This window comes from Gordonia sp. HS-NH1, assembly GCF_001418765.1.
In the GTDB taxonomy this organism is placed as follows: domain Bacteria; phylum Actinomycetota; class Actinomycetes; order Mycobacteriales; family Mycobacteriaceae; genus Gordonia.
The window spans coordinates 1-24,551 of sequence record NZ_LIYC01000001.1; the positions used below are offsets into that span (position 1 = coordinate 1).

Annotated in this window: 24 protein-coding genes, 1 pseudogene and 1 riboswitch; of the genes and pseudogenes, 10 read left to right on the top strand and 15 right to left on the bottom strand. The window is 68.2% G+C overall.

The window, feature by feature from the left end:
• From AMD30_RS24920 to AMD30_RS00025, 5 genes and pseudogenes are all read right to left on the bottom strand, one after another.
• Positions 1–152: pseudogene (locus tag AMD30_RS24920) on the bottom strand (IS1380 family transposase); the annotation flags it as partial.
• A gap of 203 nt (positions 153–355) precedes the next feature.
• On the bottom strand, positions 356–1,534 hold the full coding sequence (locus tag AMD30_RS00010) for an alpha/beta hydrolase (protein ID WP_055474340.1): 1,179 nt from the start codon (positions 1,532–1,534) through the stop codon (positions 356–358).
• Positions 1,531–2,982, bottom strand: coding sequence for a wax ester/triacylglycerol synthase domain-containing protein (locus AMD30_RS00015; RefSeq protein WP_055474341.1), 1,452 nt, complete (start codon positions 2,980–2,982; stop codon positions 1,531–1,533). Before AMD30_RS00015 ends, AMD30_RS00010 begins: the two co-directional genes overlap by 4 nt.
• A 3-nt stretch (positions 2,983–2,985) precedes the next feature.
• Complete coding sequence (locus AMD30_RS00020) at positions 2,986–4,641, bottom strand: AMP-binding protein (protein WP_055474342.1); 1,656 nt, start codon at positions 4,639–4,641, stop codon at positions 2,986–2,988.
• A 16-nt stretch (positions 4,642–4,657) separates the two neighbouring features.
• The gene (locus tag AMD30_RS00025) at positions 4,658–5,455 is read right to left on the bottom strand and encodes a lysophospholipid acyltransferase family protein (RefSeq protein ID WP_010840548.1); all 798 of its coding nucleotides are present in this window, start codon (positions 5,453–5,455) and stop codon (positions 4,658–4,660) included.
• Positions 5,456–5,652: 197 nt separating this feature from the next.
• Here AMD30_RS00025 and AMD30_RS00030 point away from each other — a divergent pair, with 197 nt between their 5' ends.
• Genes AMD30_RS00030 through AMD30_RS00040 form a run of 3 tightly spaced genes read left to right on the top strand, consistent with a single transcriptional unit; the run spans position 5,653 to position 8,303 of the window.
• Complete coding sequence (locus tag AMD30_RS00030) at positions 5,653–6,294, top strand: PaaI family thioesterase (protein ID WP_055474343.1); 642 nt, start codon at positions 5,653–5,655, stop codon at positions 6,292–6,294.
• The gene (locus AMD30_RS00035) at positions 6,294–7,343 is read left to right on the top strand and encodes an alcohol dehydrogenase catalytic domain-containing protein (RefSeq protein ID WP_055474344.1); all 1,050 of its coding nucleotides are present in this window, start codon (positions 6,294–6,296) and stop codon (positions 7,341–7,343) included. Before AMD30_RS00030 ends, AMD30_RS00035 begins: the two co-directional genes overlap by 1 nt.
• Positions 7,344–7,388: 45 nt before the next feature.
• On the top strand, positions 7,389–8,303 hold the full coding sequence (locus AMD30_RS00040; RefSeq protein ID WP_035716880.1) for an amidohydrolase family protein: 915 nt from the start codon (positions 7,389–7,391) through the stop codon (positions 8,301–8,303).
• Between the two features lie 39 nt (positions 8,304–8,342).
• On the opposite strand, the gene AMD30_RS00045 is transcribed toward AMD30_RS00040, so the two are convergent.
• The 4 genes from AMD30_RS00045 to AMD30_RS00060 form a co-directional block, all read right to left on the bottom strand.
• On the bottom strand, positions 8,343–9,122 hold the full coding sequence (locus AMD30_RS00045; RefSeq protein WP_014927924.1) for an amino acid ABC transporter ATP-binding protein: 780 nt from the start codon (positions 9,120–9,122) through the stop codon (positions 8,343–8,345).
• Between the two features lie 4 nt (positions 9,123–9,126).
• Positions 9,127–10,953, bottom strand: coding sequence for an ABC transporter substrate-binding protein/permease (locus AMD30_RS00050; RefSeq protein ID WP_055474345.1), 1,827 nt, complete (start codon positions 10,951–10,953; stop codon positions 9,127–9,129).
• Between the two features lie 145 nt (positions 10,954–11,098).
• The gene (locus AMD30_RS00055; protein ID WP_010840554.1) at positions 11,099–11,368 is read right to left on the bottom strand and encodes a DUF2277 domain-containing protein; all 270 of its coding nucleotides are present in this window, start codon (positions 11,366–11,368) and stop codon (positions 11,099–11,101) included.
• Between the two features lie 63 nt (positions 11,369–11,431).
• Positions 11,432–12,406 (bottom strand): NADPH:quinone oxidoreductase family protein, encoded by a 975-nt coding sequence (locus tag AMD30_RS00060; RefSeq protein WP_055474346.1) that lies wholly within the window; start codon positions 12,404–12,406, stop codon positions 11,432–11,434.
• Between the two features lie 50 nt (positions 12,407–12,456).
• Between AMD30_RS00060 and AMD30_RS00065 the strand changes: the two genes are divergently transcribed.
• Positions 12,457–13,155, top strand: a complete 699-nt coding sequence (locus AMD30_RS00065) for a class I SAM-dependent methyltransferase (protein WP_010840556.1) — start codon at positions 12,457–12,459, stop codon at positions 13,153–13,155.
• 27 nt (positions 13,156–13,182) lie between these two features.
• Here the strand turns inward: AMD30_RS00065 and AMD30_RS00070 are convergent, their stop codons facing one another.
• From AMD30_RS00070 to AMD30_RS00080, 3 genes are read right to left on the bottom strand one after another with little or no spacing between them, the layout of a single operon-like run.
• Complete coding sequence (locus AMD30_RS00070; RefSeq protein WP_010840557.1) at positions 13,183–13,938, bottom strand: SDR family NAD(P)-dependent oxidoreductase; 756 nt, start codon at positions 13,936–13,938, stop codon at positions 13,183–13,185.
• Positions 13,935–14,888 (bottom strand): alpha/beta hydrolase, encoded by a 954-nt coding sequence (locus tag AMD30_RS00075; RefSeq protein WP_010840558.1) that lies wholly within the window; start codon positions 14,886–14,888, stop codon positions 13,935–13,937. Before AMD30_RS00075 ends, AMD30_RS00070 begins: the two co-directional genes overlap by 4 nt.
• Positions 14,885–16,261 (bottom strand): flavin-containing monooxygenase, encoded by a 1,377-nt coding sequence (locus AMD30_RS00080; RefSeq protein WP_010840559.1) that lies wholly within the window; start codon positions 16,259–16,261, stop codon positions 14,885–14,887. Before AMD30_RS00080 ends, AMD30_RS00075 begins: the two co-directional genes overlap by 4 nt.
• Before the next feature lie 177 nt (positions 16,262–16,438).
• Between AMD30_RS00080 and AMD30_RS00085 the strand changes: the two genes are divergently transcribed.
• The 6 genes from AMD30_RS00085 (at position 16,439) to AMD30_RS00110 (ending at position 21,458) form a co-directional block, all read left to right on the top strand.
• A complete protein-coding gene (locus AMD30_RS00085) occupies positions 16,439–17,080 on the top strand; it encodes a TetR/AcrR family transcriptional regulator (RefSeq protein ID WP_055474347.1) in 642 nt (213 codons plus the stop codon).
• Positions 17,081–17,160: 80 nt separating this feature from the next.
• Entirely contained in the window at positions 17,161–18,018 is an 858-nt protein-coding gene (locus AMD30_RS00090) for an LLM class F420-dependent oxidoreductase (protein WP_055474348.1), read from the top strand.
• A 30-nt stretch (positions 18,019–18,048) separates the two neighbouring features.
• Positions 18,049–18,144, top strand: a riboswitch (TPP riboswitch).
• Positions 18,132–18,842 (top strand): TenA family protein, encoded by a 711-nt coding sequence (locus AMD30_RS00095; RefSeq protein WP_055474349.1) that lies wholly within the window; start codon positions 18,132–18,134, stop codon positions 18,840–18,842. (Overlaps the previous riboswitch by 13 nt.)
• Positions 18,827–19,855, top strand: coding sequence for an ABC transporter substrate-binding protein (locus AMD30_RS00100; RefSeq protein WP_055474350.1), 1,029 nt, complete (start codon positions 18,827–18,829; stop codon positions 19,853–19,855). The genes AMD30_RS00095 and AMD30_RS00100 overlap by 16 nt, the downstream gene beginning before the upstream one ends.
• A gap of 5 nt (positions 19,856–19,860) precedes the next feature.
• Positions 19,861–20,640 (top strand): ABC transporter permease, encoded by a 780-nt coding sequence (locus AMD30_RS00105; protein WP_010840564.1) that lies wholly within the window; start codon positions 19,861–19,863, stop codon positions 20,638–20,640.
• Positions 20,637–21,458, top strand: coding sequence for an ABC transporter ATP-binding protein (locus tag AMD30_RS00110; protein WP_035716922.1), 822 nt, complete (start codon positions 20,637–20,639; stop codon positions 21,456–21,458). Before AMD30_RS00105 ends, AMD30_RS00110 begins: the two co-directional genes overlap by 4 nt.
• A gap of 19 nt (positions 21,459–21,477) precedes the next feature.
• On the opposite strand, the gene AMD30_RS00115 is transcribed toward AMD30_RS00110, so the two are convergent.
• The 3 genes from AMD30_RS00115 to AMD30_RS00125 are packed head-to-tail and all read right to left on the bottom strand — an operon-like array spanning position 21,478 to position 24,551.
• Positions 21,478–22,533: a prenyltransferase gene (locus AMD30_RS00115; RefSeq protein WP_010840566.1), complete on the bottom strand. Its 1,056-nt coding sequence runs from the start codon at positions 22,531–22,533 to the stop codon at positions 21,478–21,480.
• Positions 22,534–22,558: 25 nt separating this feature from the next.
• Complete coding sequence (locus AMD30_RS00120; protein WP_010840567.1) at positions 22,559–23,290, bottom strand: class I SAM-dependent methyltransferase; 732 nt, start codon at positions 23,288–23,290, stop codon at positions 22,559–22,561.
• Positions 23,277–24,551 (bottom strand): glycosyltransferase family 4 protein, encoded by a 1,275-nt coding sequence (locus AMD30_RS00125; protein ID WP_035716923.1) that lies wholly within the window; start codon positions 24,549–24,551, stop codon positions 23,277–23,279. The genes AMD30_RS00120 and AMD30_RS00125 overlap by 14 nt, the downstream gene beginning before the upstream one ends.

The following is a 24,551-nucleotide window of genomic DNA, read 5'->3' on the forward strand; positions in this document are numbered from 1 at the left end:
TGGGTGGTGCCCAAATCGACTTGCTCGGCCAGCAGGGAGGCTAACCCGGTCGAGTGGGCCAGTCGCATCACTGGCACCAGTCCGGCGTGTGACACCAGGTTGTCGTCGTCGAAGACTGCGGACTCGGCGGTGAACCTATGCAATACTTTCACTGAAAGTGCCTTCTGAGCTGGAATGTTTTGTGTCTCAACACCACCAATCATTCCAGCTCAGAGGGCATTTTCAGGTTATCGACACCCCACACCCATCCACGGATCCAGGCTCAGGGAGCGGGGGCAGGCCGCACCGCTCCTCGCACCTCAGGGAGCGGGGGCAGGCCGCACCGCTCCTCGCAGCTCAGGGAGCAACGGTTTTCCTACATCAACGACCGCAGGCCGGTTTCGCTGTCGAACCGAGAATCAGGCGGCGGGGAAGCACGCAGGAACTCGTCCGTGGCCTGCCGGATGCTGCCCGAGATGGCGTGTCCGACATGGCTACCGGAGTACCAGTGGACCTGCCCGCCCCAGTGTCGGTGTAGCTGTTGGGCGGCGGACACCGAGGTGACCCGATCGTTGAGCGCCGCGACCACCATCCGGCGTTCTGGCCTCGGGATGGGGTGCACCGACAGCGGATTGATCACCGACGAGACCGCGCGAACCGGGTCGCTGCGCATCAGCGACGCGAGGTGACGCCCCTTGGACCCGCCGCGTTCCATGTGGTGGGCGAGGGTGGCGTGCATCTCCAGCATCGGGACGACGGCCAGGACCGAGCTGATCCGGGGATCCATCGAGGCGACCATCGCCGCGATCGGACCGCCGAGCGACGTACCCGCGATCGCGATGTCGGCCGGCTCCTGGCCCTCGATCCAGGTGATGAGCGAGCGGATCTCGGCGATCGCCCGGATGGTGATGACGGTGTTGACCAGCGGGTCGAAACCCGGGTAGGCGACCTTCTCCACCCGCCGCGAGCCGTGCGCAGGCAGGACGGGGAACACCACGTCGTAGCCGAGCTTGTTGTACAGGTTGGCAGCGCGGAACGCATAGAGATCGTCGGCGCGCCCCTGGGCCGCCCCGTGCACCCAGATCAACCAGCGACGGCCGGTTCGTCGTCGCGAGAGCACGCGGACCGAGGCGATCCCGTCGGCGTAGGGGTCGGCGGCGGCGATGGACTCCGGGAAAGGAACGGCGACCGAGTAGTCGATGTGATCGAACGAGGTCGTCCCGAAGGTCTTCCGATCACGGGACACGATGTCGGGCGGCCCGGGGTCGAGGTGGATTCCCGACGGCCCCAGCGCGGCCAGTTCCTCGGCGACGCCGGCGCATCGTTGCACGCACTGTTCCACGAACTCGATCGGCGGGATGTCCCGGATCACCGAGTTGATCGCGATGAACAGCTCGTCGACGGCGGTCTCCCCGACCATGCGCGGACCGCATTCCGCCGGTGGCACTCCCGCCGCCGGGTCGCCGCGACCGGCCGCACGCGAACTGCCGATCGCGCGTGGCAGCACTTTCGCGAACAGTCCCAGTCGCGCTGCGCCGGACTCCCAGTCGATCAACTCGCCTCCCGCGCCAGCACGGCATCGTCGGTGTCCTCGGTCGGCCGCCCGAGCGCGTCGGCGGCTTCGACAGCCGCGTCGGCCACCCGCCGCAGGAACCGGGCCGGGTCGGGCATGGACTCCGGCGTCGCGATGAGCCCCATGCTGAGTTTTCCGGCGTAGCTGTACGTGGTGAGGTTGACGTCGGCGGGTGCGATCGCCAGGGCGAACGAGATCCAGTCGACGACCTCGATGTCCCCGACCCACCGAGTGGTGCGCGGACCGGGCATGTTGGCCGTGGTGATGTTGTTCATCACCAACGGCGCGCGGTGCGCGGCCAGACCGCGGAAAGCCGGTCCGAGACGGCCGGTGTAGGTGGCCAGTGCGCCGGTCAGTTCGAACCCGACCTCGCGCCGACATCGCACGGTGGCGGCGCAGCTCTTCCCGGTGGCGGCGATCCGCTCGACCGGATCGGCCAGATCCGACCTCAGATACGCCATCGCGGTGGCGATCTCGTTGCCGTGGACGCGCGTCGAGGCCAGGTTCCGGCACACTCCGAAGATGGACACCGCGACGCCCGGCTCCTCGCCGCGGGCGATCAGTTCCGCCCGGATCGCCCCCGCGATGACGCCGTGCAGTGCCCCGTTCACGGTGGTGCCGGTGGCGAGCGCGAGCCGCTGGACGGCGGCGAGCGGGATGTCACCGGACGCGCAGACGCGTTCGGCGCCGCTGCGCGCGTTGAAACTCGTCCGGCGGACGGTCAGTGGTTTCGGGATGAGTTCGGCGTGACCCGCCTTGCGTTTTGCCGAGAACGCGCGCGCCAGGGCCGACGCCGCGGCCGGGAGATCGCGGACCATGCGCCAGGATTCCGCACGCGCTGCGCGTGTGAGCTCCCGCTGGTCGTGCTCGACACGGGTCCGGTCGATCGGCGTCCGACCGACCCGCTCGTCCGGTCCGGCGGTGGCGGCCATGAAGGTGTTGAGTGCGGCCAGCCCGTCGGCGACGGCATGGTGGACACGTACGACGACCGCCTGCCGGCCGCCGGCGAGACCGTGGACGAGCGTCAATCCCCACAGCGGCCGGCGGCGGTCGAGCTGCCGGACCGCGAGTTCGGAGAGGATCTCGTCGAGCTCGGCACGTCCCCCCGGGGCGGCGACCCATCGCTCGTCCAGGTGCCGGGTCACGTCGAAGTCGTTGTCGCGCACCCAGAAGGGTCGGGCACGGTGTCCGCGCGCCCACGCAAGACGCTGGGTTGCGCGCGGGAACATCCCGAGGTGGTCGGGCAGGACGTCGGCGAGCTCGGCGAGGTCGAGGGGTCGTCCGCGCCGCGCGGTGTCGAGAATCGCGACCTTCAGCGTGTGCATCGGATTCGACGCCGACTCCATGTTGAGCATGAGCGCATCGGGTCCGGACATCCGTTCGGCGTCCGCACCACCGGCGGATCGGTCGATCTGCTGGACGGAGTTCATGTGTCAGCTCACCTTCCGTTCGGTCGAGGGTCCGGCGCCGAGTTCGCGCTTGACGATCTTCCCGGTGGCGTTGCGCGGCAGTTCGTCGAGGAAGTACACGTCGCGCGGGACCTTGAACCCGGCCAACTGGTCGCGCACGTGTTCTCGGATGTCGTCGGCACCGATCTGGGCTCGCGGCGCACGCACCACGTGGGCGACGAGTCGCTGACCGAACCTGTCGTCGTCGACACCGGTCACCGCGACCTCGCGTACCTCGTCGAGCGCGTCGATGGCCTGCTCGACCTCGAGCGGATAGACGTTCTCCCCGCCGGACACGATCATCTCGTCGTCCCGGCCGACGACGAAGAGAAGCCCGTTCTCGTCGAAGCGGCCGACGTCGCCCGACACCATGTGACCATCGCTGAAAGCCTTTGTGTCCGAGCTGGTGTAACCGTCGAATCCCGAATTGTTCGCGACCACGATGCGGCCGACCCCGCCGACGGGCACTTCCCGGTCGTCGTCGTCGAGGATGCGGACGCTGGTACCGGTGAGCGGTCGCCCGGCCGTGTCCGGAGCGACGCGCAGATCGGCCGGGGTCGCGGTGGTGATGAGGCCGGCCTCGGTGGCGTTGTAGCTGTTGTAGACCACGTCGCCGTACCGGTCGAGGAACGCGACGAGCGCATCGGAGCGCATTCGCGACCCGCTCGCGGTGGCGAAGCGCAGTGTCGGCATCGGATGGTCGTCGAGGACCTCGTCGGGAAGATCGGTGATGCGTTCGAGCATCACCGGCACCACCGCGAGTCCGGTGGCCCTGTGGTCGCGGACCAGCTCGAGTGTCGCCTCCGGATCGAACCGACGCCGCATGATCATCGTGCACGACATCGTCGCCGCGATGGCCACCTGTCCGAAGCCCCACGCGTGGAACGCCGGCGCGGCGATCACGATCGATTCGCCTGCGCACCAGGGAATCCTGTCCAGCATGGCGGCGAGGGAGGCGACGTCGGTGCTTCCGCCGCGACGGGCGCCCTTGGGCATCCCGGTGGTCCCCGAGGTCAGCAACACGATACGTCCGGCGCGTGGGGGCCGGCCGGGTCGCGAGCCGCTGTTCGCGTCGATCAGGCCGTCGACGGTCGCGCCCCGGGGCGACGGGTCGCCCTCCGTCCACGCGTGGATCAGCCGCATGCTCGGGAGGCGTTGCGCCGCAGGCGCGACGACCGCATCGAACTCCTCGTCGGCGATGAGCACGTCGGCGTGCTCGCGTTCGAGTACATCGGCGAGCTGAGGTGCGGCGAAGCCGGTGTTGAGGAGCACGGCGTCGGCGCCGAGCCGCGACGTCGCGGCGAGGGCCTCGACGAGGCCGCGGTGGTTGCGGCAGAGGATGGCGACGGTCGCGACGGATGTGCCGGCAGCGTCGCGCAATCCGACGGCGAGCGCATCGCAGCGGGCGTCGAGTTCACGCCAGGTGAGCTGACCCGCCTCGTCGATGAGCGCGATGCCGTCGGGATCGCGCGCCGCGGCGAGGCCGATACCGCTCACCGGCGACGCACCGCCGTGCCGACGCAGGTTGAGCCCCATGCGGATATATCGGTCGACCCTGAGCGAGCCGAGGAATCCACTGCGGATCAGGGTGCGAACGAGCCACAACGCGGTGGTGACGCGATCGCGGAGTTGCGAGATCATCGTCGTCTCCTCGTGGTCAGCCCAGAACCGGGAACCGGCGGGCGCGGGCGAGGTCGTCGAGAGCGTGTTGCATCCGTTTGCGCACCATCTGATCGACCTCGTCGTGTTCGGGGTTGTTGCCGAACTCGGCGGTGATGTCGATCGGGTCGAGGACCTCCGTCACGAGCTTCGACGGCAGCGGGATGTTCGGCGGGAGGTGGGCGGTCAGGCCGAACGGGAAGCCGAATGCGAACGGCGCGGTGTCGGTGCGCAGGAGTTTGTCGAGACGGAGGAAACGCGCCAGCGTGTCGCCGCGATTGAGGAACAGCTGCGTCTCCTGGCCGCCGATGGTGACGATGGGGACGATCGGGACGCCCGCCTCGAGCGCCGTGCGGATGTAACCGGTTCGACCGTGGAAGTCGATGGTCGCGCTCTGGCTGCTCGGCCGCAGCGCCTCCCACTCCCCGCCGGGGAACACGATCGTCGCGGCACCCGACCGCAGCGCGGCGACCGCGTTCTTGGGATGGGCGGGGAGGAAGCCGACCTTGCCGAAGATCTGCTTGCCTGATCCGGTGAAGATGAGGTCGTGGGCGAGGGTGTAGAGCGGACGGTCGGCACCGAACTCGTCGGCAAAGGCCACGCTGATGACCGGGACATCGAACGCCAGCAATCCGCCGGAGTGGTTCGACACCAGGAGTGCGCCGCCGTCGGGCACCTTGTCCATGCCCCGGACCTCGGAGCGGAAATAGGTCTTCGCCACGAGTTTCAGGACGGGCAGCACCCGCTTCACCCAGGTCTCGTCGCGTGCGGTGAGGTCGAAGGTCTTCGCGCTCATCGGTCACATCTCCTGTGGATCGCTCGTGCGGTTCGATCGGATCACCGCTCGATCGGCTGGAGCACGACGTCCGACCCGGGGTCGATGTCCTCGAAACCGCAAAATGAGAACACGTTCTAGTGGTTGAATTAGAACACGTTCTAATTTGCGTCGCCACTGTTCGTTACCTATGCCACAACTGACTGATCGGTAGCCACATGGAGTTCACCTTGGAGGACATCTCCGAAGACGAGGTCGCGCGTCGCCGCGCGGTCTACACCCCTCTCACCGACACCGTTCGGGATCTGGTAGACGCGGTGATCCGCACCGAGGTGGCCGATGAGGACCTCGACGAGGCACGACGGCGGATCGCCGAGGTGGTGGCCGACCTGCGGAGTCGCCAGATGGACGGCGCGTTCGGGGTACGACACACGCGCGAGAACACCGGGATGGCCTGGGGAAACGCGGTGATCGGGGTGCGCAACGCGCTGGCTCCGCCGCTCGACGTCGTCCACGTCGACGACGGCGTCCGCAGCGCCTTCACTCTCGGCGCGGCCTACGAGGGACCACCCGGCCAGGTCCACGGCGGTGTGTGCGCGATGGTCCTCGACCACGTCCTGGGGAATGCGGCCAGCGTCGAGGGCCCCTGCTACACCGGGACCCTCACCGCCCGGTACGGGCGGCCGACACCCCTCGGCGCGCTGGTCGCGCGGGCGTGGGTGACCGAGCGGAACGGACGCAAGCGCATCGTCCGCGGCACGATCTCCGATGCGCAGGGGGTGACCTGCGAGGCCGAGGGCGTGTTCATCGTGCCCCGCGCGGCGGACGACGTCCCGTCCGTCCGCTGGTCGGCGGGCTGATGCGCGCCGCGGTGACCGGCCCAGGAGAGTTCGGCGCAGGCAGATTCCTCGTCGCCGACCTACCGGACCCGACGCCGGGCCCCGGCGAGCTCGTCCTGCGCGTGGCGGCGAACGGCATCTGCGGTTCCGACCTGTCCACCGCGCCGTTGCTCCCGCACGGGACGATCATGGGTCACGAATTCGCCGGCGAGGTCGTCGGCGTCGGGCCGGCAGACCCAGACGACGCCGGCCGGGGCCGCGCCGATCCGGCGCACTCCTTCCGGGTCGGCGATGCCGTGGCCGCCATGCCGGTGATCGGATGCCACCGGTGCCGCGCCTGTCTCACCGGTGACGTCGCGCGATGCGGGTCGGCGCGCACCCTGGGACTCGGTGTCCTCCCGGGCGGGCTGGCCGAGTACGTCCTGGTCGGGGCGGCCGAGAGCGTTCTTCTCGAGGGCATCGATCCGGTCGACGGCGCCCTGGTCGAACCACTGGCCGTGGGACTGCACGCGGTCACCCGCGCGTCCGTCCGTCCCGGGGACCGGGTGCTGGTGCTGGGCGCGGGTCCGGTCGGTCTCGCCGCGCTGCACTGGTTGTCGCGCGGCGTGGCCACCGACCTGGTCTGTTCGGACCCGTCCCCGGGCAGGCGTGCGGCGGCACTCGATCTCGGTGCGTCCGCGGTGTGCATCCCCGACGAACTCCTCGCGCACGTCGGACCGGGCTTCGACGTCGTCATCGAATGCGTGGGCAAGCCGGGCATGATCGCCGCCGCCCTGGACGCGGTCGCCACCCACGGCACCATCGTCATCGCGGGCGTCTGCTTGAGCGACGACTCGTTCATGCCGGTGGCCGGGGTCGTGAAAGAGACCACGATGCACTTCGTCTCCTACTACACCGCGAGCGAATTCCGCACCGCGGCAGCCGAGTTGAGCAAGGGCGCGATCGGGTCGTCGGCGCTGGTCAGCGAGATCGTCGGGCTCGACGAGGCCGACCGCGTCTTCCGCGAACTCTCCGTGCCCAACGACCACCGAAAGGTGCTCATCTCACCGACGGTGTCGTCCGCCGGCTGAGGTGGCACTCGCGGCCGGCGGCGCACCCGGCGTACGGTCTCTGGGGTGAACAGTGCCGTTCCCGTGACCCCCGAGCCGTTCAGTACCGACGAGGCGCAGCGGGTGCGCGCGATCTGGTCAGAGCTGGACCTGCCCGGCATCATCGACGTCCACACCCACTTCATGCCGCGTCCGGTCATGGACAAGGTCTGGGCCTACTTCGACTCGGTCGGGCCGCTGGTGGGACGCGAGTGGCCGATCACCTACCGCGCCGACGAGGACGTCCGGGTGGCCACGCTGCGCGAGTTCGGGGTGCGGGCCTACTCGTCGCTGGTGTACCCCCACAAGCCGAACATGGCCGAGTGGCTGAACGGCTGGGCGCACGACTTCGCCGCCGGCCATGACGACTGCCTGCACACCGCGACCTTCTATCCGGAGGAGTCCGCCCACACCTACGTCTCCCGCGCCATCCAGGCGGGAACCCGGGTGTTCAAGTGCCACATCCAGGTCGGCGACTTCTCCCCCACCGATTCGCTCCTCGACGGCGTGTGGTCCCAGATCGCCGATTCGCAGGTCCCCGTCATCATCCACTGCGGGTCGGGGCCCGCGCCCGGCACCTTCACCGGCCCCGAGCCGATCCGCGAACTCCTGCACCGGTTCCCGTCGTTGCCGCTGATCGTCGCGCACATGGGGATGCCCGAGTACACCGCGTTCCTCGACCTCGCGCTGGAGTACCCGAATGTGCACCTGGACACCACGATGGCGTTCACCGACTTCGCCGAGGAAGACGCCCCGTTCCCGGCGGACTACCTGCCGCGTCTGGCCGACGCCGGCGAGAAGATCCTCTTCGGCAGCGATTTCCCGAACATCCCCTACGGCTACACCCATGCGCTCGAGGCGATCATCCGCCTCGACCTCGGTGCCGACTGGCTCCGAGACGTGTTCTACCGCAACGGCTCCAGGCTCTTCGGGATCGGCTGAGCCAGCGGTCGGCGAGACCCCCGTCGACAAGAACCCCGGCTACAGGACCTGGGACAGGAAAGTCCGCAACCGGTCGGACTTCGCGTCGTCGAAGACCTGTTCCGGCCGGCCGGTCTCCACGACGGCTCCGTGGTCCATGAACAGCACGTTGTCGGAGACGTTGCGCGCGAAACCCATCTCGTGGGTGACGACCACCATGGTCATCCCCTCGGTGGCCAGATCCGCCATGAGCGAGAGGACTCCCTTGACGAGTTCGGGGTCCAGCGCGGAGGTCGCCTCGTCGAAGAACATGACCTCCGGAGTCATGGCGAGCGCTCGCGCGATCGCCACCCGCTGCTGCTGACCGCCAGAGAGTCGTGCCGGACGCACGTCGGCCTTGTTGGTGAGCCCGACGATCTCGAGTTGCCGGAGAGCGACCTCGCGGGCCTCGTCCTTGCTCAGCCCCTTCAGCTTTCGCGGTCCGAGCGCGACGTTGTCGACGACGGTCTTGTGCGGGAACAGATTGAACTGCTGGAACACCATGCCGATCCGCCGCCGGAGCTCGTCCGGGTTGTCCTTGAGGACGGACCGTCCGTCGAGCAGGATGTCTCCCTGATCGGGTTCGTACAACCGGTTCAGCACACGCAGCAGGGTCGACTTACCCGACCCCGACGGCCCGATGACGGTCGTGGTGGTGCCGGCGTCGACCTGGATGTCGACACCCCGCAACACGTGCTGTTTGCCGAACGACAGGTGGAGATCGGTACCGGTCAACGAGACGGCTTCCCGGACGACGGCGGCATTCGGGGACGGTGACTCGGACTTGCTGAGATCGGGCACGGGCCTATCCCTTCTCGACGACGGTCGGGGGCAGCGGGTCGTCCTGGACCTCGGCGGGCCGTCCGGTGCGCAGACGCCGGTCGATGTAGTTGACCAGGTGTGTCAACGGGATCGTCAGGATGAGGTACATGATTCCCGCGGCGACGAGCGGCGAGAGGTTGCCCGTCTGCGCGTTCAGGTCTCGGCCGACCGCGAACAGCTCCCGCTGGCTGGCCAGCAGCCCGAGGAAGTACACCAGCGAGCTGTCCTTGATCAGGCTGATGAACTGGTTCATCAACGCCGGGAGCACCCGCCGGACGCCCTGCGGGACGACGACGAGCCGCATCGACTCCCGGTAGCTGAAGCCGATGGCACGCGAGGCCTCGAGCTGCCCGTCGTCGACGCTCTGGATTCCCGACCGGAAGATCTCGCCGATGTAGGCCGCGGCGAGCAGGGCGAGCGCGACCGCGCCGAGCCAGTACGGGTTGTTGCCGGTGATGCCCTTGACCACCGGACCCACACCGAGACCGACGATCAGGATGACGACGACCGCGGGCAGCCCGCGGAAGATGTCGGTGTAGACCCGCGCCGGCCAGCGCAGCCACCGCGACCGCGAGATCCCGCAGATCGCCAGGATCATGCCCAGGATGGTGCCGAGCACTCCCGAGACCAGCGACAGGATCAGGGTGTTGACGAGACCGGTCTTGATCAGCTCGGGGAACGATTCCTTGTAGAGGTCCCAGTTGAAGAAGGTGTCGCCGAGTTGCTGCAGGGTGCTCTTGGGCGCGGTCTCCTCCGCCGGGCCGGCCTTCTCGGCATTCTCGGCCGCGATGGCGGCGATGTCGGGCAGGTCCGGGGCGGGCGCGGCCTTGCTGCCGGGCTTCCATCCCTCGGGCAGTTCGCGGGGCACCCAGTCGACGTAGAGATCGGCGTACGTGCCGTCGGCGATGATGGCGTCGAGTCCGGAGTTGAGGGCCTCGGTGAGCCGCGGCTTGTTCTTGCCCACGGCCCAGGCGACGAAGTTGTTCACGCTGAAGGTGTTCTCGACGATCGCGGTGCCGTCGCCCTCGCGGACCGCCCCCTCCGCCTGCTGCGACGGAGCGACCCAGGCGTCGACCTGGCCACTCTTCAGATTGGCGTACGCGGTGGCGTAGTCCGGGAACTTCACCGGGTCGAGACCCAGGGTGTTGACGACGTAGTCGTCCTGGACGGTGCCCTGCACGACAGCGATCCGCGTCGAGTCGGAGAGGTCGCCGAATCCCTTGATCGGGCCGGCGGTCGGCGCGACGAGGGAGAAGTACCCGAAGTCGTAGCCGTTGGTGAAGTCGACGGTCCTGCGGCGGTCGTCGGTGGTGGTGATCGACGACGATCCGACGTCGAAACGGTTGTTGGCCACCTGCGACAGAAGACCCGCGAACTCGGTGCCGTTGAACTCGACCTGCAGACCAAGCTTCGCGGCGACGGCCTTGAGGAGTTCGTTGTCGAAGCCGGTGAAGTCGCCCGCACTGTTCACGCAGATGCTCGGCCCGGCATCGGACAGGGTGCCGACGGAGATCTTGCCGGGCGACAGCAGCTCCAGCTGACCGACGTCGATCTGGTCGAGCGGCGTGGTCGACTCGGTGGTGTAGCGGTCTTCACCCCCCTGATCTGCGGCGGCGAGGTTGACCGGCGCCGCCGACGCCGACGCGAGTCCGGCCGGCGCACAGCTGTCGGCCGGGGCGGCCTGCGCACGGGGCACCGGTCCGCCGAGGATGGTCAACAGGCCGACGATGGCGGCCGTCAGGGCCAGCGCTACGACGCGAACAGCGCGCGGCGCGGCCCCGTGGGCGCGATGGGATCGGTGGTTGGACACCGTGTCGACACTATCCGGACGCACGAGAGGTGTCCCAAATTTTTGCTCGCCGGTGGGTTTAATCCGGCGGAGCTGCGCGTTCGTCGACCGGCACCGAACTACGAGCCCACCCTTCCGACGGCCGTTGACGTGCAGGCCCGGGGGTTCAGCCTCGAGCGGCGATACGCGCCTGGACCTCGGGGCGCCGGAGCGGGGGCACTGTCTTCGGCGGCTGACGACGCTCCGGCAGGACGTCGAGGAGTGTGCGCGTGGCAGCGGTGACCGCGGTGACCGCCGCCTCGAACGCCTCGGCGTTCGCCGCCGACGGGTGGCGGACCCCGCTCACCTTGCGCACGTACTGCCGTGCGGCCGCCTCGATCTCGTCCCCCGTCGCCGGCGGTTCCAGTCCACGGAGTTCGGTGATGTTGCGGCACATGGCAGATCCCTTCGGTCGGATGCTCGTGAGGGTCGCCGCCGGGACCGCACTCAGGTGGGGACCTCAGTCACCGATCTTGACGACCGCTTTGCCCAGGATCCGCCCTTCGGCGAGATCGGTCAACGCCTCGGGCAGCTGATCGAGCGTATAAGTCACGTTCACCTGGGGTTCCAGGCCGTCGGCGATCATCTGCGACAGCTCCTCGTGCAGCTTCGCGGGCAGATTCAGCTCCGGGTGGGTGCGCACGTATTCGCCCCACGCGGCACCGACGACCGCGATGTTGCGGAACAGGACCCGGTTGAGTTTGACGGTCGGGATACCGCCCGCCGCGAAGCCCACCACGACGTACCGGCCGTCGGGCGCCACCTGCCGCAGCGCCTCGTCGAACACCTCGCCACCCGACGGGTCGATCATGACGTCGACGCCCCTGGGGACGATCTCCTTGAGCTTGGTGCCCCATCCCTCCTCGAGCTGCACGATCTCGTCGGCCCCGGCACTGCGCAGGAGTTCCTCGGCGCCCTTGCGATGCACGATGGCGATGACCCTCGCGCCCATCGCCTTGGCGACCATGATCGACGCGGTCCCGACACCGCCGGCGGCGCCGAGCACGCCCACGACCTCACCCGGCTGGGTGTGTGCCCGCGTCTTGAGCGCGAACAGCGCGGTCTGATAGTTGATCCCCATCGCCGAACCCTGCTCGAAGGTCAGCCCTTCGGGGAGCGGGAGGAGCTGTTCGGGTGCGGCCGCGACCTGCTCGGCGAATCCGCCGACGATCGACGCCACGAGGACCTTGTCCCCGACCGCGACCGACGACCCCTCGGGTGCCGAGCGCACCACGCCGGCGACCTCGGTGCCGGGGGTGAACGGGGTCGGGACGCGCAGCTGGTACTTGCCCTGAGTCATCAGCACGTCGGGGAAGCACACGCCGCACGACTTCACGTCGACGATCACCTGACCGTCGGCCGGCGTGGGGTCGGGGACGTCGGTCAACTCGAGTCCGGAGGGTCCTGTCTCTGCGGTGAGCACCTGAGCTTTCATACGGCTCACCCTACGCGGCGACCCTCACACACCCGATAGGATCTGGTGCCATGTCACAACCCGCGGCACCGTCGCCCAACGCACCCTCCACCGACCGCCTCCGCGTCGCCGACGAGGCACCCGGATTCATGCCGCTCGACGAGGCCCAGACACTCTTCGAGATCGCCGGAGAGTATCTCTCGCAACCCGATTCGACGAAGGTCGGCGTGGAGATCGGAACGTACTGCGGGAAGTCGACCGTCTTCCTCGGTTCGGCCGGCGAAGCGCACGACGCCGTCATCGTGACGGTCGACCATCACCGCGGCTCCGAGGAACATCAGCCCGGCTGGGAGTATCACGACGAGTCCCTGGTCGACGCGCACACCGGAACACTCGACACGTCGGCACGGTTCCGCCGCACCATGTTCGACGCCGGGCTCGAGAACACCGTCGTCGGACTGCTCGCGCCGTCGGCTGTCGCCGCGAAGATCTGGGGCCGCCCGGCCGACTTCGTCTTCATCGACGGCGGGCACAGCATGGAGGCGGCGCAGACCGACCTCGACGGCTGGGCGCCGTGGGTGCGGATCGGTGGCGCGCTGCTCATCCACGACGTCTTCCCCGACCCGGCCGACGGCGGTCGGCCACCGTATGAGATCTATTGCCAGGCGCTGGAAACCGGGCAGTTCACGGAAGTTCGCGCCGAAGGCTCGCTGCGTGTCCTCCGCCGCGACTCGGGCGAGGTCGGCGCGCCACTGGCACCGAAGGTGTGACACCTCGGCGAGCAGAGGCGCGCGGTACTACCCCTCCCCGGCCAGCGCGCGCACCTTGCCGAGCACGTCGGGGTAGCGCTTCAGGTGCGCACCACCGTTGACGTCGAAGGCGGCACCGGTGATCCAGCGCGCCTTGTCCGAGGCGAGAAACGTTATCGTGTCGGCGATCTCGGCCGGTTCCCCGCTCCTGCCCAGCGGGGTGTTGTCGAGATAGTCCTCGGTGAGGCCCGGCACGAAGCCGATGCCCTCGGTCAACGGCGTCATGACCAGTCCCGGCGACACCGCATTGACCCGCACCCGACGATCCGCGAGCTCGAGGGCGGCCACTTCGACAAGCATCAGTACACCGGCTTTCGACGCGCAGTACGCCCCCATGCCCGCGCCCGGCTGACGCCCGTTGAGCGACGCGACACAGATGATCGACCCGCCGTCGGCGATCCCGCGTCCGGCATGCTTGATCACGAGGAACGTGCCGGTGAGGCAGGTGTCGACGGTGTTTCGCCACGCATCGAGTTCGAGTTCGGTCAGTGCACCAGGATTCGACAGACCGGCGCAGTTCACCACTGTGTCGAACTCGCCGGCATCGGCGAAAGTCGCTGCGACCGAAGCCTCGTCGGTCACGTCGAGGTGCACCGCCACCACCCCGTCACGCGCGGCCGCGACCTGGTCGGCACGTTCGGTGTCGCGGTCGGCCACGGTCACCTGCACGCCCTCCTCGACGAACGCGTCGACCGTGGCGAGACCGATGCCGGAGGCACCCCCGATCACGATCGCCCGGCTCATCGCGTCCCGGCCCCCACGACCTCGGACCTCGACACCAGATGCCTGGTCAGGAAGCCGATCTCGTGTGCGACGCATGGTTCGAAGTAATCGTTGCCCGCAAAGACGTCGAAGTGATCGCACGGGTAGTGGCGAACCTCGGCGTGCGCCTTGAACGCGGTCTTCGACGCCGCGTGCGGCGGTGCGGCGGAGTCGAAGTCGGCGATCTGGAAGAGCACCGGGGCATGGACATGGGTGGCGTACTTGTCGACCCGGAACGATCCGATCTCGAGCCCGACCGACGCGTCGACCTCGTTACGCCACGACGGCCCGGCGATGGCGCGATAACTCTCCAGGAACCCGGGCGCGGTCAGCGCGGCACCCACGTCGCCGGGTTCGCCGACGACCCGCATCATCTTGGGCGCGCGGCCGAACCGCCGCGCCACCGAACTGGCCACCGCGGTGGCGGTGGATCGGGCGATGGCCGCCCCACCGACCTGCGCATAAGCGACACGACCGGCAGCGAGACCGTTGACCAGCGGGACCACCGCGATGACCGCGACCACGTCGGTGCGATCGGCGGCGACGGTGAGCGCGTGCCCGCCGGACTGGGACACACCCCAGAGGATGATCCGCTCGGGGTCCACTCCCGGCTGCTCGCTGGCCGCGGTGACCGCCGCGCGATAGTCGTCGGCCTGGCGTTCCAGTGAGATCTGTTGTCGCGGATCACCTCCGGACAACCCGAAGCCGCGGTAGTCGAACGCGAGGACCGCCAGACCGGCGGCCGCGAAACGCTGTGCGTACGGGGCCAGGCCCGAGTCCTTCGTCCCGGCGAAGCCGTGTGCCATGACGACGACGGGGCGCTTGCCGTCGATCTCGAATGCCGACGACTCCGCGCCCGGGAAGAACCAGGCATCGCATTCGGCGTCGGTCGAGCGGAAACGTACGGTGGTCGCGCCGTCGGGGGTGCTCATGCGGAGACTCCCTTCGTGACCAGGTCCGCGGTGATCCCCGCCCAGGTCGGCGGCCCCTGCTGCCGGGCACGGCGGATGCCGGCCGGGATCTCCTTGGTCCGCATGTTGTGTTCGTAGAGATAGTGATCGAGCTGCTGTGTGTGTCGCGGCCGGTCGAGCATGTGCCCCGTGTAGTACTGCATGTCCGCCTCGATCGTCTGTCGCATCTCCGGCACCGAGGGAAGCCGGTAGTGTCCCGTCGCGTAGGCCCCGATCAGCCGCGCCTGGCACTCCACGAACGGGAACAGGGTCGGAACCGCCTGTGCGAACCCGGCGAAGACGAGGTCATCGATCCCCGGGTAGAACATCCGCTTGTAGAGGTCGATCCGGTTGTCGGGCGCACTGATGAAGTCCGGGTCGAAGAACGGGAACGTGATGTTGTACCCCGTCGCGTAGATGATGATGTCGAAGTCGTCGGCCGTCCCGTCGTCGAAATGGACCGTGGACCCGTCGAATCGACTGATGTTGGGTTTGGGGATGACATCGCCCGACCCCAGGCGTAGCGGCAGTTCCACCGACTGGGTCGGATGCGCCTCGAAGAACTTGTGATTCGGCGTCGGCAGGCCGTAATCCTCTGGGCGGCCCGCGGTCACCGGCTGCATGACCTGGACGAACTTCCGCTGCCAGGACGTGGGCAGGTACGGCGTCGACCGGTAGTACTTGTCCGCCGGTTTGCCGCCGAAGTACTTCGGCACGATCCACGCACCCGACCGTGTGGAGAGGGTCAGCTTGTTGTCCAGCGCCTTCGACGACAGTTCGACGGCGATGTCGGCCGCGCTGTTGCCCAGCCCGACCACCAGGATGCGCTTGCCCGTGAAGTCGTGCGGGGTACGCGGATCGATGTAGTGGTGGGCATGCATCTCGATGCCGTCGAAGTCGCCGGGGAAGTCGGGCCACCGCGGATCCCAGTGATGACCGTTCGCCACCACCAGCAGGTCGAACCGTCGACGTTCGCCGTGCTGGGTCTCCAGTTCCCAACCGCCGCCGTCCAACCGGGTCGCGTGCTCGATCCCGTTGGTGAACTCGATCGACGAGTACAGATCGAAGGCCTCGGCGTACGAATCGAGATACGCCTTCACCTGGGTGTGGTGCGGGAAGTCGGGGTAGTCGTCGGGCATCGGGAAATCCCGGAACGACAACTGATGCTTCGAGGTGTCGATGTGCAGCGACCGGTAGGCGCTGCTGTGACCGTTCGGGTTCCCGAACGCCCAGTTGCCGCCCACCCTGTCCGAACTCTCGAAACAGGTGTACGGGACGCCGTAGTCGGTGAGCATCTTCCCGGCGGTCAGCCCGCTGATTCCGGCGCCGATGATCGCGGTTGTTGGTAAAGGCACACTGCCCCCTCGATGGACCCGCTGTGGTCACGATGTGGATGTAGACACAATCTGATTTGTGTCTACACGATGGGACGTATCGTGTACACAGAATCCGCGAACTGTCTACGACGTATCTGCTTCCCACCCCGAGCGGACACCCGGACACACGGCGCGCGACGACCCCGAACGCAGGAGATGCCGGTGACCGAAGCCTCGACCACGACGGTCCACGAGCGGTTGCTCGACGCCACGCAGAAGTTGCTCGCGGACAAGGGCATCCGGGCGACCACCATGCAACAGGTCGCGGAGTCGGCGGGCGTGTCCCGCGCGTGGCTGTATCGGCACTATCCGGACAAACCGTCCATGATCGGCGCGACGATCGTCCGCCTGACCGAATCGTTCTGGCGCGACGCCCGTGCCGAGCTCGATGCCATCGGCGACCTGGCCGGCCAGCTCACCGCCGGGGTGCGTATCGGTCGAGGCGCCTACGACGACCCGGGCACGCTGCTGTTGAGGCTCCGCACCGAGGAGCCGACCGAGTTCGCCGAATGCGCGGGCGTCGGCGTCGTCAAACTGATCCCCGACCTCGCGGCGTTCTGGCTCCCCTTCGTCGAGCAGGCCGTCGACCGGGGCGAGATACATCCCGCACACGATCTGCGCGAGGTGTCCGAATGGGTTGCGCGCGTGCTGATCAGCCTCGGCACCTCGCCCGGCGAGGCACTCGACATCGACGACGCCGGGCAGATCCGGCGTCACCTGGACCTCTTCGTCATGCCGGCGCTGTCCACACACCCGCGTGATCGGACCGTCGGCGCCCACCGGCCACCCCTGGCCTGAGTGACGCCGATCACCTAGACTGGTGTCCAGTCAACCGTCCGGATCGTGCGGACGACCGAACGACGCCGTCGGAGGGCCACATGGATTTCGGGATCGTGCAGTTCACCAGTGACCGGGGACTCAAGCCCCATGTCCTGGCTCCGCTCATCGAGGATGCGGGGTTCGCGTCGTACTACGTCCCCGAACACGGACACATTCCGACGCGACGCGACGCCGCACACCCCCGCACCGGCGACGAGACCCTTCCCGACGAGCGCTACATGCGCACCCTGGACCCCTGGACGTCACTCGCTGCCGCGGCAGCCGTGACCGAACGCATCCGGCTCGCCACCGCGGTGGCCCTGCCGGTGCAGTCCGACCCCATCACTCTCGCCAAGACCATCGCGACGCTCGATCACATCTCCGACGGAAGAGTCACTCTCGGTGTCGGATTCGGCTGGAATCTCGACGAACTCGCCGACCACGACGTGCCGCCGAAGCGGCGGCGGACCATGCTCCGGGAATACCTCGAGGCGATGACCGCCCTCTGGACGCAGGAAGAGGCCGAGTTCGCCGGCGAGTTCGTCAACTTCGGCCCCAGCTGGGCGTGGCCCAAGTCGACCCAGGCGCACATCCCGGTGCAGGTGGGCGCGGCGGGCAACGAGAAGAACTTCAAGTGGATCGCGCGCAGTGCCGATGGGTGGATCACGACCCCCGGCGAGGAGGACATCGAGGGATCGGTGTCCCTGCTCAAGCAGATCTGGTCCGACGCCGGCCGCGACGGCGAGCCCGAGATCGTCGTCCTCGATTTCCGGCCGGTCCCCGAGAAGCTCGAGAAATGGCGCGAGATCGGGGTCACGACAGTGCTGTACGGCCTGCCCGACGACTCGGTCGAGCGCGCGACCGGATACCTCGCGAAGCTGGCCGGCAAGCTGGGCATCGAGCCCGCGGTCGTCTAGGCCCCCTGCTCCCTTCTGCTAGCCTGGTTCCGTTCTGACACGGGGTGCTCCGCGACCGCGGGGCTGAGATGAGACCCGAGAACCTGTCCAGGTAATGCTGGCGAAGGGATGTCATGTCTTTGCGTACGCTGTTGCCCGATACCGGCCGCTTCACCGATCAGCTGTGGGACCAGACCTCCGGCCTGAGGGCGGCGATCGACGATCTCGAGTTCCTGCGCCGCCTCGGGGACGGGACGTTGCCCCTGGAGGTGTTCCGCACCTACCTGGAACAGGATTCCCTGTACCTGGCCGGGTACTCGAGAGCACTCGCGATCCTGGCGTCGAAGTCGCCGGATCCGCAGACCGCGGCGTTCTGGGCGAATTCGTCGGCAACCGCGGCCGCCGTCGAGGTCACCCTGCACGGCGACCTGCTCGAGGGAGGCCAGTTGCCGCCGCGGCAGGGTGAACCCGAGCCGTCGACCGCCTGCCTCGGGTACGTGTCCTATCTGATCGCCACCGCCGCGACCGAGTCGTACGCGGTCGGCGCGGCCGCCGCACTGCCCTGCTTCTGGATCTACGCCGATGTCGGCCGAGGACTTGCCGCGAGCGCCGCCGCGGTTCTCGCCGCCGACCCGAACCATCCCTACGCACAGTGGGTGACCACCTACGACGCCCCGGAGTTCCAGGAGTCCGCCGCTCGGGCAAGGGAATTGGTGGATGCGGCGGCGGCGTCCGCCGGCGCGGAGGAGCAGGCCGCGATGACCGCTGCGTTCACCGTCGCCACCCGGTACGAGCTCATGTTCTGGGACACCGCGTTGCACCCCTACGCATGGCCCGCCGCATGATCGGCCGCGTGCACCGCATCCTCGCCGGGTTCGTCGTCGCGATCGCGGTGTTGTCGACAGCCACCGCGTGCGGGTCGGACTCCGCCTCCGACGACACCATCCGATTCGCGCTCGACTGGACCCCGAACACCAACCACACGGGACTGTTCGTGGCGCAACAGCGCGGCTTCTTCGCCGAGTCCGGACTGGACGTCGAGATACTGCCCTACAACAACACCGCCGTCGACACCGTGGTGGACGCGGGGAACGCCCAGTTCGGGATCAGCACCCACAACTCGTCCACCTTCTCCCGGGCCTCGGGCGCGCACACGATCTCCGTGCTCGCGCCGCTGCAGCGATGGGCGACGGGTATCGGGGTTCGGGCCGGTCGTGACGACATCGCGAGCCCGAAGGACCTCGACGGCAGGACATATGCCGGGTTCGGCGACCCCGGCGAGGAAGAGACCCTCAAGCAGGTGATCCGGAACGACGGCGGCACAGGAGATTTCACGTCGGTGACCCTCGGCACCTCCGCGTACGAGGCCGTCTACTCGGGGCGGGCGGACTTCACCGTCTCCTACCTCGCCTGGGAGGGCATCGAGGCCGAGCATCACGGAACCCCGATGAAGTACTTCCACTACACCGACTTCGGATTCCCGGAGGCCTACGCGATCGTCGTCGACGCCAACGAGGACTGGCTGGCGGAGAATCCGGAGCGTGCGGCGAAGTTCGTACGGGCGCTGCAACGCGGCTACCAGGCCGCGGCGGACGACCCAGACGCGGCCGCACGCGACCTCATCGAGGCCAACCCCGGCGCGTTCAACGACGAACAGCTGGTGATCGAGAGCCAGCGGATGCTCGCCGACCGGTACATGAAGGATGCCGACGGCAAGGTCGGCACGCAAACGCTGGAACAATGGGCCGGCAACTCCGGATTCCTCTACCGCAGTGGACTTCTCACCGGTCCGGACGGCGCTCCGCTCACGGCCGAACCGGACTGGTCGACCTACTTCACCAATGAGTACCTGGGCTGAGTGCCGTGGCCCCGCCCGCTAGCACCGGTCTCCGGCGGGCGGCACCCGCGATCGTGACGGTGGCGGCCCTCGTCGCGGTCTGGCAGATCTACGTCGAGCTCAGCGGAATCCGGCCCCAGCTCCTGCCGTCACCGTCGCGTGTCGCGGAGCAGGGGTGGGCGCACCGGAGCGAGATCGGGGTGCATGCCGCGGCGACTCTCCAGGTCACACTGATCGGATTCGGGGTGTCGCTGGTACTGGCGTGGGTGCTGGCGATCATCGTCGACTTCTCCCCCGTACTGCGCCGGGCGTTCGTACCCCTGTTCGTCGCGTCGCAGACGTTGCCGATCATCGCGATCGCGCCGCTGATGGTCATCTGGTTCGGATTCGGCGTACTGCCCAAAGTCCTGGTCATCGCCCTGGTCACCTTCTTTCCGATGGCGATCGGGCTGATCGAGGGATTCGCGGCCGCCGACCGCGAGGCCGGCGCACTCCTGCGGAGCATGGGTGCCACTCGCCGCCAGATCTTTCGCTACGTCCGCCTCCCCTCCGCGCTGCCCCGGTTCTTCACCGCGCTGCGGATCGGCATCACCTACGCGGTGGTCGGTGCCGTGTTCGCCGAGTACGTCGGCGCCACGCAAGGGCTCGGCATCTACATGAGCCTGCAGAAGAACTCGTTCCGCACCGACCTCGTGCTCGCCGCGGTCCTGGTGACGGCACTCGTCAGTGTGTCCCTCTACCTGCTGACCTTCGCGGTCGAACGGGTCGTCGCACCGTGGGCGCGAGCCGAGAAGGCGCCGTCATGACCGACGAGACCCGCCGGCTCGTCGTGGACCGGCTGACGAAATCCTTCCCTCAGCCCGGCCGAGGTCGTCCCCGGCGGCATGTCCTCGACGCGGTCTCGTTCACGGCCGAACCCGGCGAATTCGTCTCCGTCATCGGGCCGAGTGGATGCGGCAAGAGCACGATCTTCAGCATGCTCGCCGGGCTCGACGTCCCCGACTCGGGCAGCGTCACCGTCGGCTCCGACACCGCAGTGGCCGGGCACTGCGCGTACATGCCGCAGAAAGACCTGCTGTTCCCGTGGCGCACGATCCTCGACAACACGATCCTCGGCCTCCAGGTGCACGGTGTGTCGACAGCCGAGGCCCGGCGCCGGGCCGCCGAACTGTTCCCCACCTTCGGACTGTCCGGGTTCGAGGACGCGCGTCCGTCTCAGCTGTCCGGCGGGATGCGGCAGCGGGCGGCACTGCTCCGCACGGTCGTGCAGAATCGCAATCTCCTGCTGCTCGACGAGCCGTTCGGCGCGCTCGACTCGCTGACCCGGACCGAGATGCAGTCGTGGCTGCAGTCGGTGTGGCAACGCTACCGCTGGACCGTGCTGATGATCACCCACGACATCCGTGAGGCCGTCTACCTCTCCGACCGGGTGATCGTGCTGTCCGCCCGTCCGGCGACCGTCGTCCGGGAAACACGCGTCGACCTCCCACGACCGCGGGAACTGGCGGTTCAGACCTCCCCCGAGTTCGTCGCGCTCGAGGGAGATCTGCGTGAAGTGCTGCACGACGAAGCGCGTCGGGCCCTCGCCGAGCAGACCGACCCGCGCCGGTCGATCGAGGAATGATCGTCCGAGCGATGACCGATCAGGGCGTCGGTGCCACGAGCCTCTGCCGCACATCCCGGAAGATCCCGTTGGCCACACTCGTACGGCTCACCGCGTCGGCCGCCAGCACGACCGCCGCCGAGGTCCAGCAGCTCTTCTCCACCGGCCAGCGTTTGCCGTCGGCGAAAACCAGTCCGGTCCAATACGATCCATCGGGGTCGCGCAGGTGCTGGATGGACGCGATGAGCTCGACGGCGTCGGCGGTGTCGCCGAGCGCATCGAGTGCCAGTGCGAGTTCACATGTTTCGGCGCCGGTGACCCACGGACGGTGGTCCACGCATCGAACCCCCTTGCCCGGCACGACGAACTGCTCCCACCGGCGAGCGATGAGCTCCTGACCGTCGCGACCGCGGACCGCGCCGCCGAGGATCGGGTAGTACCAGTCCATCGAGTGTTCGGACGGCGGGGTGAAGATCTGCCACTCGTCGCGCGCGACGTCGGTACGGATGGCGTCGCCGAGCACACTGTGAGCCGCGATCCAGGCGTCGTCGGGCTGGTCCATCTCCCCGGCGATCCGGATGGCGCAGTCCAGGGCCTGGAAGATGCTGGCATTGCCCGTGATCAGCGCCTCCCCGAACATCGCCCCGGTCCGGTGGTCGCCGCCCCAGCGGAACGCACCGTCGTCTCGCTGGAAGCGGAGCACACAGTCGATCGCCGACCAGACCACCGGCCACATCTTCTGCAGGAAGGCGTCGTCACCGGTGATCAGGTAGTGGTGCCACACCCCGACCGCGATGTAGGCGCAGAAGTTGCTGTCGGTGCCCGCGTCCTCCACCTTGCCACCGACGGTGCGGATGGGCCACGAACCGTCATCGCGCTGTTTGCGGCGCGACCACTCGTACGCAGCCTCGGCCTCGGCGTGAAACCCGGTCACCGACAACGCCATCGCGGATTCGATGTGGTCCCACGGGTCGGTCTGACCGCCCGGGAACCAGGGCAGTGCCCCGGACTCTTCCTGCATGCCGACGATCGCGGCACCCGTGGCGTGCATCTCGTCGGCCGTGACCACACCGGGGACCGCCGGAGCGGCCGTCATGGAGCTCCCGTCCTGGAGGGCCCGGTCATGAAGACGCGGTGGCGGTCTCGGGCTTACGCAGGTAGAGGGCCACCGACTTGCCGATGAGCGGGTTGAGCACCTGCTCCCCGACGCGGGTCAGCCACGGCTTGCTCATCATGTCCCAGACGAGCAGCTGGTGATAACCCTTCACCAGGACGTTGTCGTTGTTCTCGACTCCCACCGCGCATTTCAGCCACCAGTACGGGGCATGCAGGGCGTGGGCGTGGTCGGTGCCGGTGACCTCCAGTCCGGCGCGGCGCAACTTGTCCGCGAGCTCGGAGGCCTTGTAGATGCGAACGTGCCCACCCTCGACCTCGTGGTACTCGTCGGACAGGGCCCAGCACACCTTCTCCGGCCAGTACCGGGGCACGGTGACCGCCGCGACGCCACCCGGCTTCAGCACGCGCACCATCTCGGTGATCGCGCCTTCGTCGCTCGGGATGTGCTCGAGGATCTCACTCATCAGCACGACGTCGAAACTGTTGTCCGAGTACGGGAGACGAAGCGCATCCCCGACCTCGGCGCGAGCCTTGGCCGACGCGGGCACATGCCCTTCGGCCATCATCGCGTCGAACATCTCACCGACGTCGGACATGTCGCTCTCAGACATGTCGAATGCGATGACCTCAGCGCCGCGACGGAACATCTCGAACGAGTGCCTACCCTGCCCCGCCCCGATGTCGATCGCCTTGGTCCCCGGTCCAACGCCCAGCCGGTCGAAATCAACTGTGAGCACTCACTGTCCCTTCTGTTGCCCGCCGGTGTCCGGCGAGCACGGTTTCGTAGTGCGCCGCCGTCTTCGCGGCCACCGCTGCCCAGCTGTAGTTCTCCTCGGCGCGGCGACGACCGCCGTCACCGAGTCGCTTCCGCAGGTCCGCGTCGTCGAGGAGCCGGCCGATGGCCTGGGCCAGACGTCCGGAATCCCTCGGCGGCACCAGCAATGCGGCCTCCTCGGCGGTTCCGACGACCTCCGGGATCGCGCCGGCCCGGGTGGCGACGAGCGGCGTGCCACAGCTCATCGCCTCCACCGCGGGCAGCGAGAAGCCCTCGTAGAGCGAGGGCACGCACGCGACCTCGGCAGAAGCGAGCAGACCGGCGAGCTCGGTGTCCTCGAGTCCGGACACCACCGTGACCCGATCGGAGATCGCCAGATCCTCGATCATCTCGGCGGACGGACCGTTCGGGTCCAACTTGGACACCAGTACCAGTTCGACGTCGCGCTCGGACGACAGCTTGGCGACCGCCTCGAGGAGGTAGGACACGCCCTTCAACGGAGCGTCGGCACTGGCGACACACACGATGCGACCCGGCACCCGCGTGGCAGCCGGCGTGAAGATCTCGGTGTCGACTCCCAGCGGGATCGTCGTGATACGGCCCGACGGGATGTCGAATGCCTTGCGGATGTCGACCTCACTGCTCCGGGAAACGGTGAGCAGCTCAGGGATCCGGCGGGACACGCGACCCTGCATGCGCAGGAACGAATGCCACCGCCATGCGCTGATCTTGCGCCATCCCTTGGCCGCCTTCACCGCCAGCGTGCGGTCGCGCGTGATCGGGTGATGGATCGTCGCGATCAGCGGGAAACCCGCCTTCTGGATGTCGAGCAATCCGTAACCGAGACACTGGTTGTCGTGGACGATGTCGAAGTCGTCGCGACGCTCCTTGAGGAGACGGGCCACCCGGAGGCTGAAGGTGAGCGGCTCGCCGAAGCTCGCCGTCCACATCGAACCGACCTCGAGGACGTCGATCCAGTCGCGGTACTCCGACGGCCGGGGCGTGCGGAACGGGTCCGGCTCGTCGTAGAGTCCCAGGCTCGGCACCTTGGTGACGGTGACGCCGGCATCGATGGCCACCTGATCCAGTTCCGGATACGGCTGACCCGAGAAGATCTCGACGCTGTGGCCCAGGAGGGCGAGTTCGCGGGAGAGATGGCGGACGTAGACGCCCTGTCCGCCACAGTGCGGCTTGCTGCGGTAGGACAGCAGTGCGATGCGCAC